Here is a 12,378-nt window from a genome sequence, read left to right on the forward strand (position 1 = left end):
GTGACCGAGTTCGACGGGTTGCCGGTGCTGCGGTCCCCGGTGGCCATCGCCGCCTTCGAGGGGTGGAACGACGCCGCCGACGCCTCGACCGCCGCCGTAGAACACCTGGAACAGGTGTGGGAGGCCCGACCGATCACCGAACTGGACCCGGAGGACTTCTACGACTTCCAGGTCAGCCGGCCCACCATCACGATGGCCGAAGGCGCCACCCGACGGGTGGAGTGGCCGACCACCCGGTTCACCGTGGCCAGCCCGTCCGGCACGGAACGGGACGTGGTGCTGATCCGGGGCATCGAGCCGAGCATGCGCTGGCGCACCTTCTGCGAGCAGGTGCTGGAGATCTGCCACAGCCTGGAGGTCGAGCGGGTGGTCCTGCTCGGCGCGCTGCTGGCCGACGTGCCGTACACCCGGCCGCTGCCGATCAGCGGCAGCGCCTCCGACGCCGACGCCGCTCGCCGCTACCAGCTCACCCCCACCCGGTACGACGGACCGACCGGCATCGTCGGCGTGTTGCACGACGCCTGCACCCGCGCCGAGGTGGACGCCGTCTCGTTCTGGGTGCACGTGCCGCACTACGCCAACAACCCGCCCTGCCCCAAGGCCACCCTCGCCCTGCTGCACCGGGTCGAGGAGGTGCTCGACCTGCCGGTGCCGATGGCCGACCTGGCCGAGGAGGCCGCCGAGTGGGAGCAGCGGGTCCGCAGCGCCGCCGAGCAGGACGCCGAACTCGGCGAGTACGTCCGCGAGCTGGAGGAACGCGTCGGCGACGCGGGCATCACCCCGTTGACCGGGGACGAGATCGCGCAGGAGTTTGAGAAATACCTGCGCCGCCGTGGCGGCTCCGCCGGCCCGACCGCCGGGTCCTGGTAGCCCTTCCCTTCTTGCGCGACGCCCCGGACACGGTGACGTGTCCGGGGCTTTCCTTTGTCGGCAGCCGGTGCGTGGTGTCGGGGTGGCGCGGCACACGCCGTGTAGTGCATCCTAGGAACCTAGCTGATAGGAGGTCGGCGATGCAGATCAACCCAGGTGCCGCGGAGTGCCCGCACCGGCAGATCGCCGCGCAGCTCAAGGCACAGATCCGCCGGGGCGACTGGGGGCCGGGTGAGCGGCTGCCGTCCATCCCGGCGATCGCCGAGATGTTCGGCGTGGCCAAGCAGACCGTGCAACGCGCCGTCGACCAGCTCCGCGTCGAAGGCATCCTGATCACCAAGCCCGGCTCCGGCACGTACGTGCGAGGCACCCGGCGGCGACTCAACCGGCTCTCCCGAGGTCGCTACGGCGGCTTCCGGGGCTACCACACGGACCTGGCCGCCCGGTACCGCCAGCAACTCGTCGCGGTCGGCCGCTCCCCCGCACCGCCCGAGGTCGCCGACGCGTTCGGCGTGCCCGACGGCACCGAGCTGCTCTGCCGCCGCCACCTGGTCCGCACCGAGGACTCACCCGTCGAGGTGGGCGCCTCCTGGTTCCTGCCCGCCGACACCGCCGGCACCACACTGGAACGCGCCGAGGCGTTCGGCCGCCCGCTCTACCAGGAGGCCGAGGAGGCCATCGGACGCCGGTACGCGACCGCCACCGACACGATCACCGCGCGCCAGCCCAGCCGCGAGGAGTCCGAGACCCTCCAGATCCGGCCGGACACCCCGGTGCTGCACCTGCTGCACGTGGCCTACGACGCGCACCGCAAACCGATCGAGGTCGCCCAGGCCACCTGGCCCGGCCCGGTCACCACCCTGACCGAGGAGTACCAGATCCCGGCCCCCACCACCGACCCCGACCCCGACCCCGGCCTGGTCCTCGGCTGACCCCTGCTCCTCAGTCCGCCGCCAAGACCTGCCCCGCCGGCCGGGCCACTCGCCGCCGACCGGACTCGCCCCGCGGAACCGCGCGGGTTGCCGTCGATCATGGACTTCTGGCGATGACATGACGGCTCATAAGCGAGCGAACCACGTGCCACGACTCCATGATCGACGCGGTCCGGCACGACGCGGTCGAGCACGAGGCCGCACGGCAGACGCTGCCGGGACCGACGCGGTGCGGGCGCGAGAGGGTAGGGGTCAGAGACGGATGCCGAGGAGGGCGTCCAGGGTGGTGGTGACGAGGGCGGGGGCGGCCGGGTCGTCGGCCTCGCCGGTGAGGGTGCGTTCGGCCCACTCGTCGGCCAACTGGACGGCGCCCGGGGAGTCGAGGTCGTCGGCGAGGTGGTCGCGTACGCCGGACAGGAAGGTCTCGCCGGACGGCCCGGCGGGTGCGGCGGCGGCCCGACGCCATCGGGCCAGGCGCTCCTGCGCGGCGGTCAGCAGGTCGTCGGTCCAGGAGCGGTCGGCGCGGTAGTGGCCGGTGAGCAGGGCCAGCCGGACGGCCATCGGGTCGACCTTGTCTGCGCGCAGCCGGGAGACGAAGACGAGATTGCCACGGGACTTGGACATCTTCTCGCCGTCCAGGCCGATCATGCCGGCGTGCACGTAGTGCTCGGCGAAGGGCAGCGTGCCGGTCAGCCGTTCGGCGTGCGCGGCGGAACACTCGTGGTGCGGGAAGATCAGGTCGTTGCCGCCACCCTGGACGCCGATGGTGGCACCGAGCAGGTTCAGCGCGATGACCGTGCACTCGATGTGCCAGCCGGGACGGCCGGGGCCGAGGTCGTCGCCGGGCCAGGACGGTTCGCCCTGACGGGCGCCGCGCCACAGCAGCGGGTCCAGCGGGTCGCGTTTGCCGGCGCGGTCCGGGTCGCCGCCGCGCTCGGGGAAGATCTTGAGCATCTCGTCACGGGACAGGTTGGACTCGTAGCCGAACCGCGGCGCGGCGGAGATGTCGAAGTAGACGTCTCCGGTGCCGTCGTCGAGGCGGTACGCGGCACCGTCCTTGATCAACAGCAGCACCTTCTCGGCGATGTCCGGGATCGACTCCACGGCACCGACGTAGTGTGCCGGCGGGATGATCCGCAGCGCCTCCATGTCCTCCCGAAACAGCGCCGTCTCCCGCATCGCCAGGACCTTCCAGTCCTCGCCGTCGCGCTCGGCCCGTTCCAGCAGCGGGTCGTCGATGTCGGTGACGTTCTGCACGTACCGCACCTCGTGGCCCGCGTCGCGCCACATCCGCTGCACCAGATCGAAGGTGATCATGGTGGCCGCGTGCCCCAGGTGGGTGGCGTCGTACGGGGTGATGCCGCAGACGTACATGGAGGTCGGTCCGTCGGCCGGATGCACACCCTGCCGCGCCGAGTCGAACAACCTCAGCGGCCCGCCCCTGCCCGGCAGCCGCGGCACCTCGTGCCCCACCCATGACTCCATGACCGCCAGCCTAGCCAGCCGACCGCAGGCGTCACGCCGGGCTTCGAGTGACCAAGCCGACATGGTCAGGTCAGACCGGCGGCCACGGCACAGCCGGCCAGTCCCGGGACGGCTGCGGAAAACGGCAGGTCTCGCGCAGCCGACCGATCCGGGCCGCCACCTCGGCGATCTCGCCGAGGGTGAGATGGTCGGCCAGCTCGTCGCCGAGCGGGCCGGCGACCTGACCGGCGAGCAGGTCCAGCGCCTCGACGGCGTCCGCCGGCAGCGGTCGCCCGGCCCAGCCCCAGAGCACCGTCCGCAGCTTCTCCTCGACGTGGAAACTGACCCCGTGGTCGACGCCGTACACGCGGTCGTCCGGGCCGAGCAGGACGTGGCCGCCCTTGCGGTCGGCATTGTTGATCACCGCGTCGAGCACCGCGAGTCGGGCCAGTCGCGGGTCGTCGGCGTGCGCCAGCGCGTACGGGGTGCCGTCGTCGTCGCGGGCCGCCACCACCGGGAACCAGCGGGGCGGCACGGCGTCGGCCGGCACGAACCCGACGAGGCGCTCGGTGTCGTCCGGCTCGTCGATCCACAGTTGACAGGAGCCCGGGCCGAACGGGCCGTCGCGCAGCACCGTGGGCGGCACCAGATCCCAGCCGCTGGCGGCGGAGACCAGGTAGGCGGCCACCTCACGGCCGGCCAGGGTGCCGTCCGGGAAGTCCCACAGGGGGCGCTCACCGCGTACCGGCTTGTAGACGCAGCGGGCGGTCGCGCCGTCCAGCGTGAGGATGGCGCGCAAGGTGGTGTTGGAGGCGTCTACCAGCCGGCCCTCGATGGTCAGGTCACCGTCACGCAGCAGCCGCAACGCCGCGCCGCCGTCCTGCCGGGGTGCCAGGCCGGACGAGGTCACCGGTGGTAGCCGTTGTTCCGGGGGCAGAGGTGGCCGGCCGGGTCGAGCGGCTGGCCGCACAGCGGACACGGGGGCCGGCCGGCGTTGACCACCCGCCGCGCCCGCTCGATGAACTCACGGGTCGCCTCTGGCGTCAGCCGTACCCGGAGCCGGTCGAGGTCCTCGTCCGGCTCGACGTCGTCGGCCTCGTCCTCCTCCGACTCCCCGAGCTCCAGCTCGCTCTCCGTCTCGCCGACGGCGATGGCCTCGATGACCACGGTCGCGCTGTCCGCGTCGAAGGCCAGCCCCAGCGTGCCGACCCGGAACTCCTCGTCGACCGGCGTCTCCAACGGCTCGTTGTCGCCCAGCGAGGCGGGCGCCTCGGGCAGGTCGACGCCGAACCGGCGCTGCGCCTCGGTGAGCAGCTCCTCCAGCTTCTCGGCGAGCAACGAGACCTGGACCTTCTCCAGCGCGACGCTGACCACCCGGCCGCCGCCCCGGGCCTGGAGGAAGAACGTACGCTCCCCCGGCGGCCCGACGGTCCCGGCGACGAACCGCTCAGGCGGCTCGAAGGCGTGCACCTGGTGCGTCATACCCACGACCCTATCCGGCGGCCCCACACACCGCGCACCCCACCGGCCCGTCTCGACCGTCGGGCGGCGGAGCCGTTCACCACGGCGCCCGCCGCGTTCCGGGTCGGCGCGGGACGGCCGGCCGGGGTCACCTGGCTCCGCCCGCACCGCCGCCGACGGCGGCGTCCGAGTCCGCCGGCCGCGTGGCCCGGCGACGCCGCTTGCGGACCGGCGGCACCAGCCCGGCCAGGTCGCCGCCGACGTCGTTGAGGCGGACCAGGAAAGGACGCAGCGGCGAGTAGCGGATCGCGGTCACCGACGCCGGGTCGACCACGATCCGCTGGAAGAGATCCAGGTGTACGCCGAGCGCGTCGGCGACGATCGCCTTGATCACATCACCGTGGCTACAGGCCAGCCAGACCGCCTCCGGGCCGTGCTCGGCGGTGATCCGGGCGTCCCAGGCCCGTACCGCCGCCACCGCCCGGGCCGCCATCTGCGCCATCGCCTCCCCCTCGGGGAAGACCGCCGCGCTCGGGTGCTGCTGCACTACCGCCCAGAGGGGCTCCTTGGCCAGCTTCTTCAGCGGCTGGCCCTCCCAGGTGCCGTACCCGCACTCGATGAGCCCGTCCTCGACGACCGGTGCGGCCTGCGGCAGGGCGAGTTCCAGGGTCTGCCGGCAGCGGATGAGCGGGCTGGTCACCACGGCGGCCAGCGGCAGGCTCGCCAGTCGCTCGCCGACGGCCCAGGCCTGGGTACGCCCGGTGTCGTCCAGTTCGACCGGTTGCCGACCGGCCAGACCCCCGTCGGCGTTGGCGGTGGTGCGTCCGTGTCGCAGGAGCAGGAGTGTCGCCACCCGCACCACACTAGGCCCTCACCGCCGCCCGGCCCGTCCCGTCGGTAGCGCCGACCCCGACATACCTCGCGTGTCGCACCGAACGGCACGCGGCTCGTTTCCGCGTGCGACAGCGACCGTCCCCGACCACATGTTCGGGCGGGAGATGGAAGGAAGGGTCCCCTGCTAACGCCTGGTGTATAGCAGGGGACCCTTCCTAACATCGCGACACGAGGAGAGCCCAGGGTGGGTAGATCTGTGGTCGCTCTGGCGACCACAGATCTACCCACCGCCGGCGCAGTAGCCCGACCTCAGCCGAACGACGCGACACATCTGGGCCCTTTGTCCGCTATTCACTGCTTGTCGGTGGAATTCTCGGCGGCCGGGGGTCGTTGTAACGAAGACCGGCCGCCTCCAGCGCGCCCGCTGCGGCAACCCACGCGAGCCCTGGCTCCCCACCGGGAATGACCCGCCCCGGCCGGTCGTTACACCTGGACCCGGCACCGCGAGCGGCGACCACACCCCGCCAACCCGGGCCACACCATCCCCCGAGAACCACCCCAGCGCCAGACGGCGTCGGCACCGCATCCCCCGCGGCGCCCCACCCCCGAATGGAGCTAACCCATGAACACCATGCTGCGCAACAGCGTCCTGGCCATCGCCGGACTCACCGTCGCAGGCGGCCTCGCCGCCGGCCCCCTCAACCACACCACCACCGACACCACCCCGACCAACCCCATCACCGCCGCCGTCCAGGCCGACAAGCCCGACACCGGCACGCTGATCCCGCACGGTGTGCAGGGCACCCAGTCCCGCATCGACCTGGACGACGAGCAGGTCGCCAACGCGAAGGCGATCATCGCCGCCACCAAGAAGGCCGGCATGGACGAGCGTGCCGCGGTGATCGCGATCGGGACGGCGTTCCAGGAGTCGAAGCTGGAGAACCTGGGTCACCTCGGCGCCCGCAACGACCACGACTCGCAGGGCCTGTTCCAGCAGCGCCCGTCCTCGGGTTGGGGCACCGTCGAACAGATCACCGACCCCGAATACTCCACCCTCGCCTTCCTCAAGGGTCTGAAGCAGGTCGACGGCTGGCAGGACATGCCCCTCACCGTCGCCGCCCAAACCGTGCAGGTCTCCGCATTCCCCGACCACTACGCCCAGTGGGAACAGCAGGCCGCCGACCTCGTCGCCGAGCACTGGAACAGCTGACCCACCAACGCCATCACCAGCAGCGACACCCCACACCACCACGACGGCCGGCACCCCATCCGGGGCGCCGGCCGTCAACGCACCACCAACCCTGCCCGAAAGCGACGCGACGCCCGAAAGCGACGCACGATAGGAAGGGTCCCCTGCTATACACCAGGCGATAGCAGGGGACCCTTCCTTACACATCAGGTGGCGCTGATGGTGCCGGTGAGCAGGAGGGCGAACACCAGAGTGCCGACCGCCACCCGGTAGAGCACGAAGACGTACAGGGTGTGGTGGGCGACGAAGCGCAGCAGCCACGCGATGGCCGCGTACCCGACGGCGAAGGCGATGAACGTGGCGACGACCATCTGCGCGACGGTGGGCGCCGACGTGCCCGGGGCCGCCGGTTCGAAGACGTCCCCGAGGCTGAAGATCCCGGACATCACCACGGCCGGGATGGCCAGCAGGAACGAGTAGCGGGCCGCCGTCTCCCGGGTCAGGTTGAGGAACAGACCGAAGGTCAGCGTCGCACCGGACCGGGACACCCCGGGGATCAGCGCCATCGCCTGGGCGAGGCCCATCACCACGCCGTCGCGCATCCGGAAGTCCTTCAACGTCCGGGTCTGCCGGCCCCAGTACTCGGCGAAGGCGAGCACGAAGGCGAACACGATCAGGGTCGTGGCCACCACCCACAGGTTCCGGGCGGTCTCCCGGATCTGGTCCTTGAACAGGAAGCCGAGCGCCCCGATCGGGATCGAGCCGACGATCACGTACCAGCCCATCCGGTAGTCGAGGCTGGACCGCACCGAGGAATCCCAGATCCCGACCGTCCAGGTACGGCCGATACGCCAGATGTCCTTGGCGAAGTACAGCAGCACGGCTGCTTCGGTGCCGAGCTGGGTGACTGCGGTGAACGACGCCCCGGCGTCACGGTCGAAGAAGATCGCCGAGGTGATCCGCAGGTGCCCCGACGAGCTGACCGGAAGGAACTCGGTCAGGCCCTGGACGATGCCCAGGACGATGGCTTCGATCCAGGTCACTCCCCGACTCCCGAGAGTTCCAGCGCCTCGGCGACGGTACGCAGGGTCTGCACCCCGCTGTCCCGGTCACCGGCGAACAGGGTGACCGACAGGGTGGTGACGCCGGACTCGGCGTACTCGCGCATCCGCTCGGCGATCCGTTCCTTGGGTCCGAGCAGCGAGGTCCGGTCGATGAACTCCAACGGCACCGCGGCGGCCGCGTCCCGCTGCCGCTTGGCCAGGTAGAGGTCCTGCACCTCGCGGGCGGCGTCGCCGTACCCCATCCGGGTCGCCAACTGGTTGTAGAAGTTCTGCTGGCGGCTGCCCATCCCGCCCACGTACAGGGCGGCGTACCAGCGCACCAACTGCGCGCAGGAGTCGACGTCGTCGCCGACCACGACCGGCGCCGACGGCACCACGTCGAAACCGGCCAGTTCCTTGCCGACCCTGGCCCGCCCGGCGCGTACCGCCGCGAGCTGTTCCTCGGCGAACTCGGGGGCGTAGAAGACGGCCAGCCAGCCGTCGGCGATCTCGCCGGCCAGTTCCAGGTTCTTCGGGCCGACCGCGGCGAGGTAGATCGGGATGTGCTCACGCGGCGGATGGAAGCCCAACCGCAGTGCCTTGCCGGGTCCGTCGGGCAGCGGCAACTGGTAGAACTCGCCGTCGTAGGCGACCTCCTTGCGGGCCACCGCCAGCTTCACGATGTCCACGTACTCCCGGGTACGCGCCAGCGGCTTGCCGAACCGTACGCCGTGCCAGCCCTCGGAGACCTGCGGGCCGGAGACGCCCAGGCCGAGCCGGAACCGGCCGCCGGAGAGGGCGTCGATGGTGGCTGCGGTCATCGCGGTCATCGCGGGCGTACGCGCCGGGATCTGCATCACCGCGCTGCCGACGTCGATCCGCTCGGTCTGCCCGGCCATCCAGGAGAGCATGCTCGGCGAGTCCGAGCCGTACGCCTCCGCCGCCCACACCACCGAGTAGCCGAGTCGGTCCGCCTCCTGAGCCATGGCCAGATGATCCGCCGGCGTGCTCCAGGCTGTCTGGTATCCGAGGTTTAGCCCGAGTCGCACAGAGTCCTCCCCCATCCGCAGTCGCATCAGGTTACGCAATGCCGCCGAGAGCGACGATCACCGGCTCACCCGAATCGCCGTGCGTCTGGGCAGACTCGACGGGAGCGAGGATATCGGTTCGGCCCCCGTTCGAAATAAGGTTCACCCATGCAACAGCGACCGCTCGGCCGAAGCGGGCTGGCGGTCTCCCGGCTCGCGCTCGGCACCATGACCTGGGGCCGGGACACCGATGCCGACGACGCCGCTGCGCAGTTGAAGAGTTACCTCGACGCGGGTGGCAACCTGATCGACACCGCCGACGTGTACGGCGACGGCGACGCCGAGTCGGTGATCGGCTCACTGCTGGGCGGTCTGGTGCCCCGCGACGAGCTGCTCATCGCCGCCAAGGCGGGGTTGCGCCCGGGTGGCCCCCGCCGTCGCGACGGCTCCCGGGGACACCTGCTGCGCACGCTCGACGCCTCGCTGCGACGGCTGGGCACCGACCACGTCGACCTGTTCCAGGTGCACGGTCACGACCCGGCCACCCCGCTGGAGGAGACCCTGGCCGCGCTGGACCACGCGGTGGCCAGCGGCCGGGTCCGCTACGTCGGCGTGTCGAACTTCTCCGGTTGGCAGACCGCCCGGGCGGCGGCCTGGCAGGCGGCCTGGCCGGGACGCGCCCCGGTGGTCGCCGCGCAGGTGGAGTACTCCCTGCTGGAGCGGGGGGTCGAGCGGGAGGTGCTGCCGGCCTGCGAGGCGCTCGGCCTGGGTGTGCTGCCCTGGTCGCCGCTGGGACGCGGGGTGCTCACCGGCAAGTACCGGCACGGCCGGCCGGCGGACTCCCGGGCGGTGTCGCCCCATTTCGAACGCTTCGTCGCCACCTATCTGGAGCCGCGCTGCTCCAGCATCGTGGAGGCGGTCGCCACCGCCGCCGGGGGCCTCGGGGTCTCTCCGCTGGAGGTGGCGCTGGCCTGGATCCGGGACCGGCCCGGGGTGACCGCGCCGATCCTCGGCGCGCGGACCTCCGGGCAACTGCTCGGCGCACTCCAGGTGGAGCGGATGACCCTGCCCGAGGAGATCACCATCGCCCTGGACGACGTCTCGGCCCTGGAGGTCGGCTACCCCGAACGCGACGGGTGACCCGCCTCCCCGCCCACAGGGTGGCGCGCGGTGGCTTCGAATGGGCAGCATAGGGCTCATGGACTACGAATACGCGCCGCTGCGGTTACCGCCGAACGTCGACCGGTTGGCGGCTGCCGCGCAACTGGCGATCCAGGCCGAGTTCAGCGGGTGGGAGCTGGCCCGGGTACAGCTGTTCCGCGACGGCACCCGCCAGGTGGTGCTCCGCCGCCGCCTGGCCAGCGGCACGCCGCAGCCCGGCCTGTCCTACTGACCCGAGCCAGCGGTGGGTAGATCTGTTGCTGCGTAAGCGACAACAGACGTGCCCACCACCGGACGAAACCACCGTGCGCGGCCTCAGCGCACGTGGTCGTGCTCGTCGTCGAGTTCCATGAACGGGTGCTCGTCGAGTCGGCCGACCAGCCGGTCGTCGGCCGCCGGCTGGAACGGGCCCACCGGGTCGTCGTCGTCGAACGACTCCAGGTCGACCGGGGTGCCGACCTCGCTGACCATGACCACGCCGTCGAGCGGCTCCAGCTCCGGGACGTCGAGAGCACCCAGCGAGCCGTCGCCGCTCTGCAGCAGCTCCAGCACCGCCTCGCCGACCCCCTCCACCGGGGGCATCTGGTCCTCGCCGGGAGCGCCCTCGCGGCGGGCCGCCTCGGCGACCCGGATCAGCGCCGAGACGCTGGGCACCCGGTAGTCACGCCGCTGGCGTACCGAGATCACCTGCGGGTGCGGGTCGGTCGGCTCCACGCCTTCGGCGCCACCGAAACGCTGGTCGGCCTCGTTCGGGTCGATCGACTCGACGTCCCACGGGGTCACCTCGCCGAAGGCGTCCATGAGTTGCTCGTCGTAGGCGTACGACGCGTTGTTCAACGCCACGTACGCCTGCCACACGTCGTCGTCGTCGATCCGGCCCTCAGCGGCGCGGACAGCGGCCAGGTGGTGGCGGGCCGCTTCGATCACGCGCTCGAGTGCGGCTTCCAGCTCACCGTGCTGGTCGGTCATGGGGCGTCCCTCTCACGTTACTAACAGGTGCGCAGGAACCGGTCGAGAACCCGCACGCCGAACTGTAGTCCGTCCACCGGTACCCGCTCGTCGATGCCATGGAACAGCGCGGAGAAGTTCAGGTCGGCCGGCAGCCGCAGCGGTGCGAAGCCGAAGCACCGTACGCCGATCTGCGCGAACGCCTTCGCGTCCGTGCCGCCGGAGAGCATGTACGGCACCGGCCGGGCGCCCGGGTCCTCGGCGACCAGCGCGGCGGACATCGCCCCGACCAGGTCGCCGTCGAAGGTGGTCTCCAGGGCGGGCTGGCGCTGCACGTACTCGATGGCGATGTCCGGGCCGACCAACTCGCGCAACTGTCGTTCCAGCAGCTCCGACTGGCCGGGCAGGCTGCGGCAGTCGATGGTGGCGCTGGCCCGGCCGGGGATGACGTTGTCCTTGTAGCCGGCGGCGAGCCGGGTCGGGTTGGCGGTGTTGCGGATGGTGGCGCCGATGATGTTGGCGATCGGGCCGAGCTTGGCGATGGCGGTCTCCGGGTCCTCCGGGTCCAGCTCGACGCCGAGCACCTCGGAGACCTCCTCCAGGAAGGCCCGTACGGTGTCGGTGACCACCACCGGGAAGCGGTGCCGGCCGACCCGGGCCACCGCCTCGGCCAGCGCGGTCACCGCGTTGTCGTCGTGCACCATCGAACCGTGCCCGGGGCGCCCCCTGGCGTGCAGCCGCAGCCAGTCGATGCCCTTCTGCGCGGTCTCGATCAGATAGAGCCGCCGCGACTCGTCCACCGTGTACGAGAAGCCGCCGACCTCGCCGATGCCCTCGGTGCACCCGTCGAACAACTCGCGGTGCCGGTTGACCAGGAAGTGCGCGCCGTACTCGCTGCCCGCCTCCTCGTCGGCGGTGTACGCGAGCACGATGTCCCGCGGCGGGCGGACGCCGGCGCGCTGCCAGTGGCGCACCACGGCGAGCACCATCGCGTCGAAGTCCTTCATGTCGATGGCGCCCCGGCCCCACAGGTAGCCGTCGCGCAACTCGCCGGAGAACGGGTGCACCGACCATTCGTCGGCGTCGGCCGGCACCACGTCCAGGTGGCCGTGCACCAGCAGGGCGCCCCGGCTCGGGTCGGCGCCGGGGATCCGGGCGATCACGTTGGCCCGCCCGGGTGCGGACTCGTGGATCACCGGGGCGATGCCGACCTCCGCCAGCTTCTCGGCGACGTACTCGGCGGCGTGGCGCTCCCCGACGCTGGTGGCGTTGTCGCCGGTGTTGGTGGTGTCGATGCGCAGCAGGTCCCGGCAGAGGTCGACGACCTCCTCGGTCGGCGCGGGGAAGGCGGGGTGCGCGTCGCTCGTCATGCCCCTTCATACCAGGCCAGCGGTTTCGGCCCGGATGAGTGCGGGTACTGCGCGCGCGTCCGGGTGCCATATCATCGT

The 12,378-nt window shown here is 71.7% G+C and carries 13 protein-coding genes; 5 read left to right on the forward strand and 8 right to left on the reverse strand.

The window, feature by feature from the left end; all coding sequences use genetic code 11:
- Both ID554_RS00860 and ID554_RS00865 read left to right on the forward strand, forming a co-directional pair.
- Positions 1 to 870 carry a PAC2 family protein gene (locus ID554_RS00860; RefSeq protein WP_117229830.1) on the forward strand — a complete coding sequence of 290 codons (870 nt, stop codon included), beginning with the start codon at positions 1 to 3 and terminating at the stop codon, positions 868 to 870.
- 140 nt (positions 871 to 1,010) lie between these two features.
- Positions 1,011 to 1,802 (forward strand): GntR family transcriptional regulator, encoded by a 792-nt coding sequence (locus tag ID554_RS00865; protein ID WP_117229829.1) that lies wholly within the window; start codon positions 1,011 to 1,013, stop codon positions 1,800 to 1,802.
- A 252-nt stretch (positions 1,803 to 2,054) separates the two neighbouring features.
- Here ID554_RS00865 and mshC read toward each other — a convergent pair whose 3' ends face one another.
- From mshC to ID554_RS00885, 4 genes are all read right to left on the reverse strand, one after another.
- Positions 2,055 to 3,287 carry a cysteine--1-D-myo-inosityl 2-amino-2-deoxy-alpha-D-glucopyranoside ligase gene (gene mshC, locus ID554_RS00870; RefSeq protein ID WP_117229828.1) on the reverse strand — a complete coding sequence of 411 codons (1,233 nt, stop codon included), beginning with the start codon at positions 3,285 to 3,287 and terminating at the stop codon, positions 2,055 to 2,057.
- A gap of 70 nt (positions 3,288 to 3,357) precedes the next feature.
- Positions 3,358 to 4,176, reverse strand: coding sequence for an SCO1664 family protein (locus tag ID554_RS00875; protein ID WP_117229827.1), 819 nt, complete (start codon positions 4,174 to 4,176; stop codon positions 3,358 to 3,360).
- Positions 4,173 to 4,748: a DUF3090 domain-containing protein gene (locus ID554_RS00880; protein WP_117229826.1), complete on the reverse strand. Its 576-nt coding sequence runs from the start codon at positions 4,746 to 4,748 to the stop codon at positions 4,173 to 4,175. Before ID554_RS00880 ends, ID554_RS00875 begins: the two co-directional genes overlap by 4 nt.
- Before the next feature lie 127 nt (positions 4,749 to 4,875).
- Positions 4,876 to 5,589, reverse strand: coding sequence for an MSMEG_4193 family putative phosphomutase (locus tag ID554_RS00885; protein WP_117229825.1), 714 nt, complete (start codon positions 5,587 to 5,589; stop codon positions 4,876 to 4,878).
- Positions 5,590 to 6,183: 594 nt separating this feature from the next.
- Between ID554_RS00885 and ID554_RS00890 the strand changes: the two genes are divergently transcribed.
- Positions 6,184 to 6,771 carry a hypothetical protein gene (locus ID554_RS00890; RefSeq protein ID WP_117229824.1) on the forward strand — a complete coding sequence of 196 codons (588 nt, stop codon included), beginning with the start codon at positions 6,184 to 6,186 and terminating at the stop codon, positions 6,769 to 6,771.
- Between the two features lie 185 nt (positions 6,772 to 6,956).
- Here ID554_RS00890 and ID554_RS00895 read toward each other — a convergent pair whose 3' ends face one another.
- Positions 6,957 to 7,793 carry an undecaprenyl-diphosphate phosphatase gene (locus tag ID554_RS00895; protein ID WP_117229823.1) on the reverse strand — a complete coding sequence of 279 codons (837 nt, stop codon included), beginning with the start codon at positions 7,791 to 7,793 and terminating at the stop codon, positions 6,957 to 6,959.
- Positions 7,790 to 8,842 (reverse strand): LLM class F420-dependent oxidoreductase, encoded by a 1,053-nt coding sequence (locus tag ID554_RS00900; RefSeq protein WP_117229840.1) that lies wholly within the window; start codon positions 8,840 to 8,842, stop codon positions 7,790 to 7,792. The genes ID554_RS00895 and ID554_RS00900 overlap by 4 nt, the downstream gene beginning before the upstream one ends.
- Positions 8,843 to 8,989: 147 nt before the next feature.
- Here ID554_RS00900 and ID554_RS00905 point away from each other — a divergent pair, with 147 nt between their 5' ends.
- Together ID554_RS00905 and ID554_RS00910 are read left to right on the forward strand one after the other, a co-directional pair.
- Positions 8,990 to 9,961 (forward strand): aldo/keto reductase, encoded by a 972-nt coding sequence (locus tag ID554_RS00905; RefSeq protein WP_117229822.1) that lies wholly within the window; start codon positions 8,990 to 8,992, stop codon positions 9,959 to 9,961.
- Positions 9,962 to 10,019: 58 nt separating this feature from the next.
- Positions 10,020 to 10,214: a DUF5703 family protein gene (locus tag ID554_RS00910; RefSeq protein ID WP_117229821.1), complete on the forward strand. Its 195-nt coding sequence runs from the start codon at positions 10,020 to 10,022 to the stop codon at positions 10,212 to 10,214.
- Positions 10,215 to 10,297: 83 nt separating this feature from the next.
- On the opposite strand, the gene ID554_RS00915 is transcribed toward ID554_RS00910, so the two are convergent.
- Entirely contained in the window at positions 10,298 to 10,951 is a 654-nt protein-coding gene (locus tag ID554_RS00915; protein ID WP_117229820.1) for a hypothetical protein, read from the reverse strand.
- Between the two features lie 20 nt (positions 10,952 to 10,971).
- The gene (locus tag ID554_RS00920; protein WP_117229819.1) at positions 10,972 to 12,300 is read right to left on the reverse strand and encodes a M20/M25/M40 family metallo-hydrolase; all 1,329 of its coding nucleotides are present in this window, start codon (positions 12,298 to 12,300) and stop codon (positions 10,972 to 10,974) included.
- Between the last annotated feature and the right edge of the window lie 78 nt (positions 12,301 to 12,378).

The organism is Micromonospora craniellae, assembly GCF_014764405.1.
GTDB lineage: Bacteria > Actinomycetota > Actinomycetes > Mycobacteriales > Micromonosporaceae > Micromonospora > Micromonospora craniellae.

Excerpts from the sequence above, each read along its gene's own strand:
- ID554_RS00865 (WP_117229829.1), top strand. The coding sequence starts at position 1,011 with ATGCAGATCAACCCAGGTGCCGCGGAGTGCCCGCACCGGCAGATCGCC.
- mshC (WP_117229828.1), bottom strand. The coding sequence starts at position 3,287 with ATGGAGTCATGGGTGGGGCACGAGGTGCCGCGGCTGCCGGGCAGGGGC.
- ID554_RS00880 (WP_117229826.1), bottom strand. The coding sequence starts at position 4,748 with ATGACGCACCAGGTGCACGCCTTCGAGCCGCCTGAGCGGTTCGTCGCC.
- ID554_RS00890 (WP_117229824.1), top strand. The coding sequence starts at position 6,184 with ATGAACACCATGCTGCGCAACAGCGTCCTGGCCATCGCCGGACTCACC.
- ID554_RS00905 (WP_117229822.1), top strand. The coding sequence starts at position 8,990 with ATGCAACAGCGACCGCTCGGCCGAAGCGGGCTGGCGGTCTCCCGGCTC.
- ID554_RS00910 (WP_117229821.1), top strand. The coding sequence starts at position 10,020 with ATGGACTACGAATACGCGCCGCTGCGGTTACCGCCGAACGTCGACCGG.
- ID554_RS00915 (WP_117229820.1), bottom strand. The coding sequence starts at position 10,951 with ATGACCGACCAGCACGGTGAGCTGGAAGCCGCACTCGAGCGCGTGATC.
- ID554_RS00920 (WP_117229819.1), bottom strand. The coding sequence starts at position 12,300 with ATGACGAGCGACGCGCACCCCGCCTTCCCCGCGCCGACCGAGGAGGTC.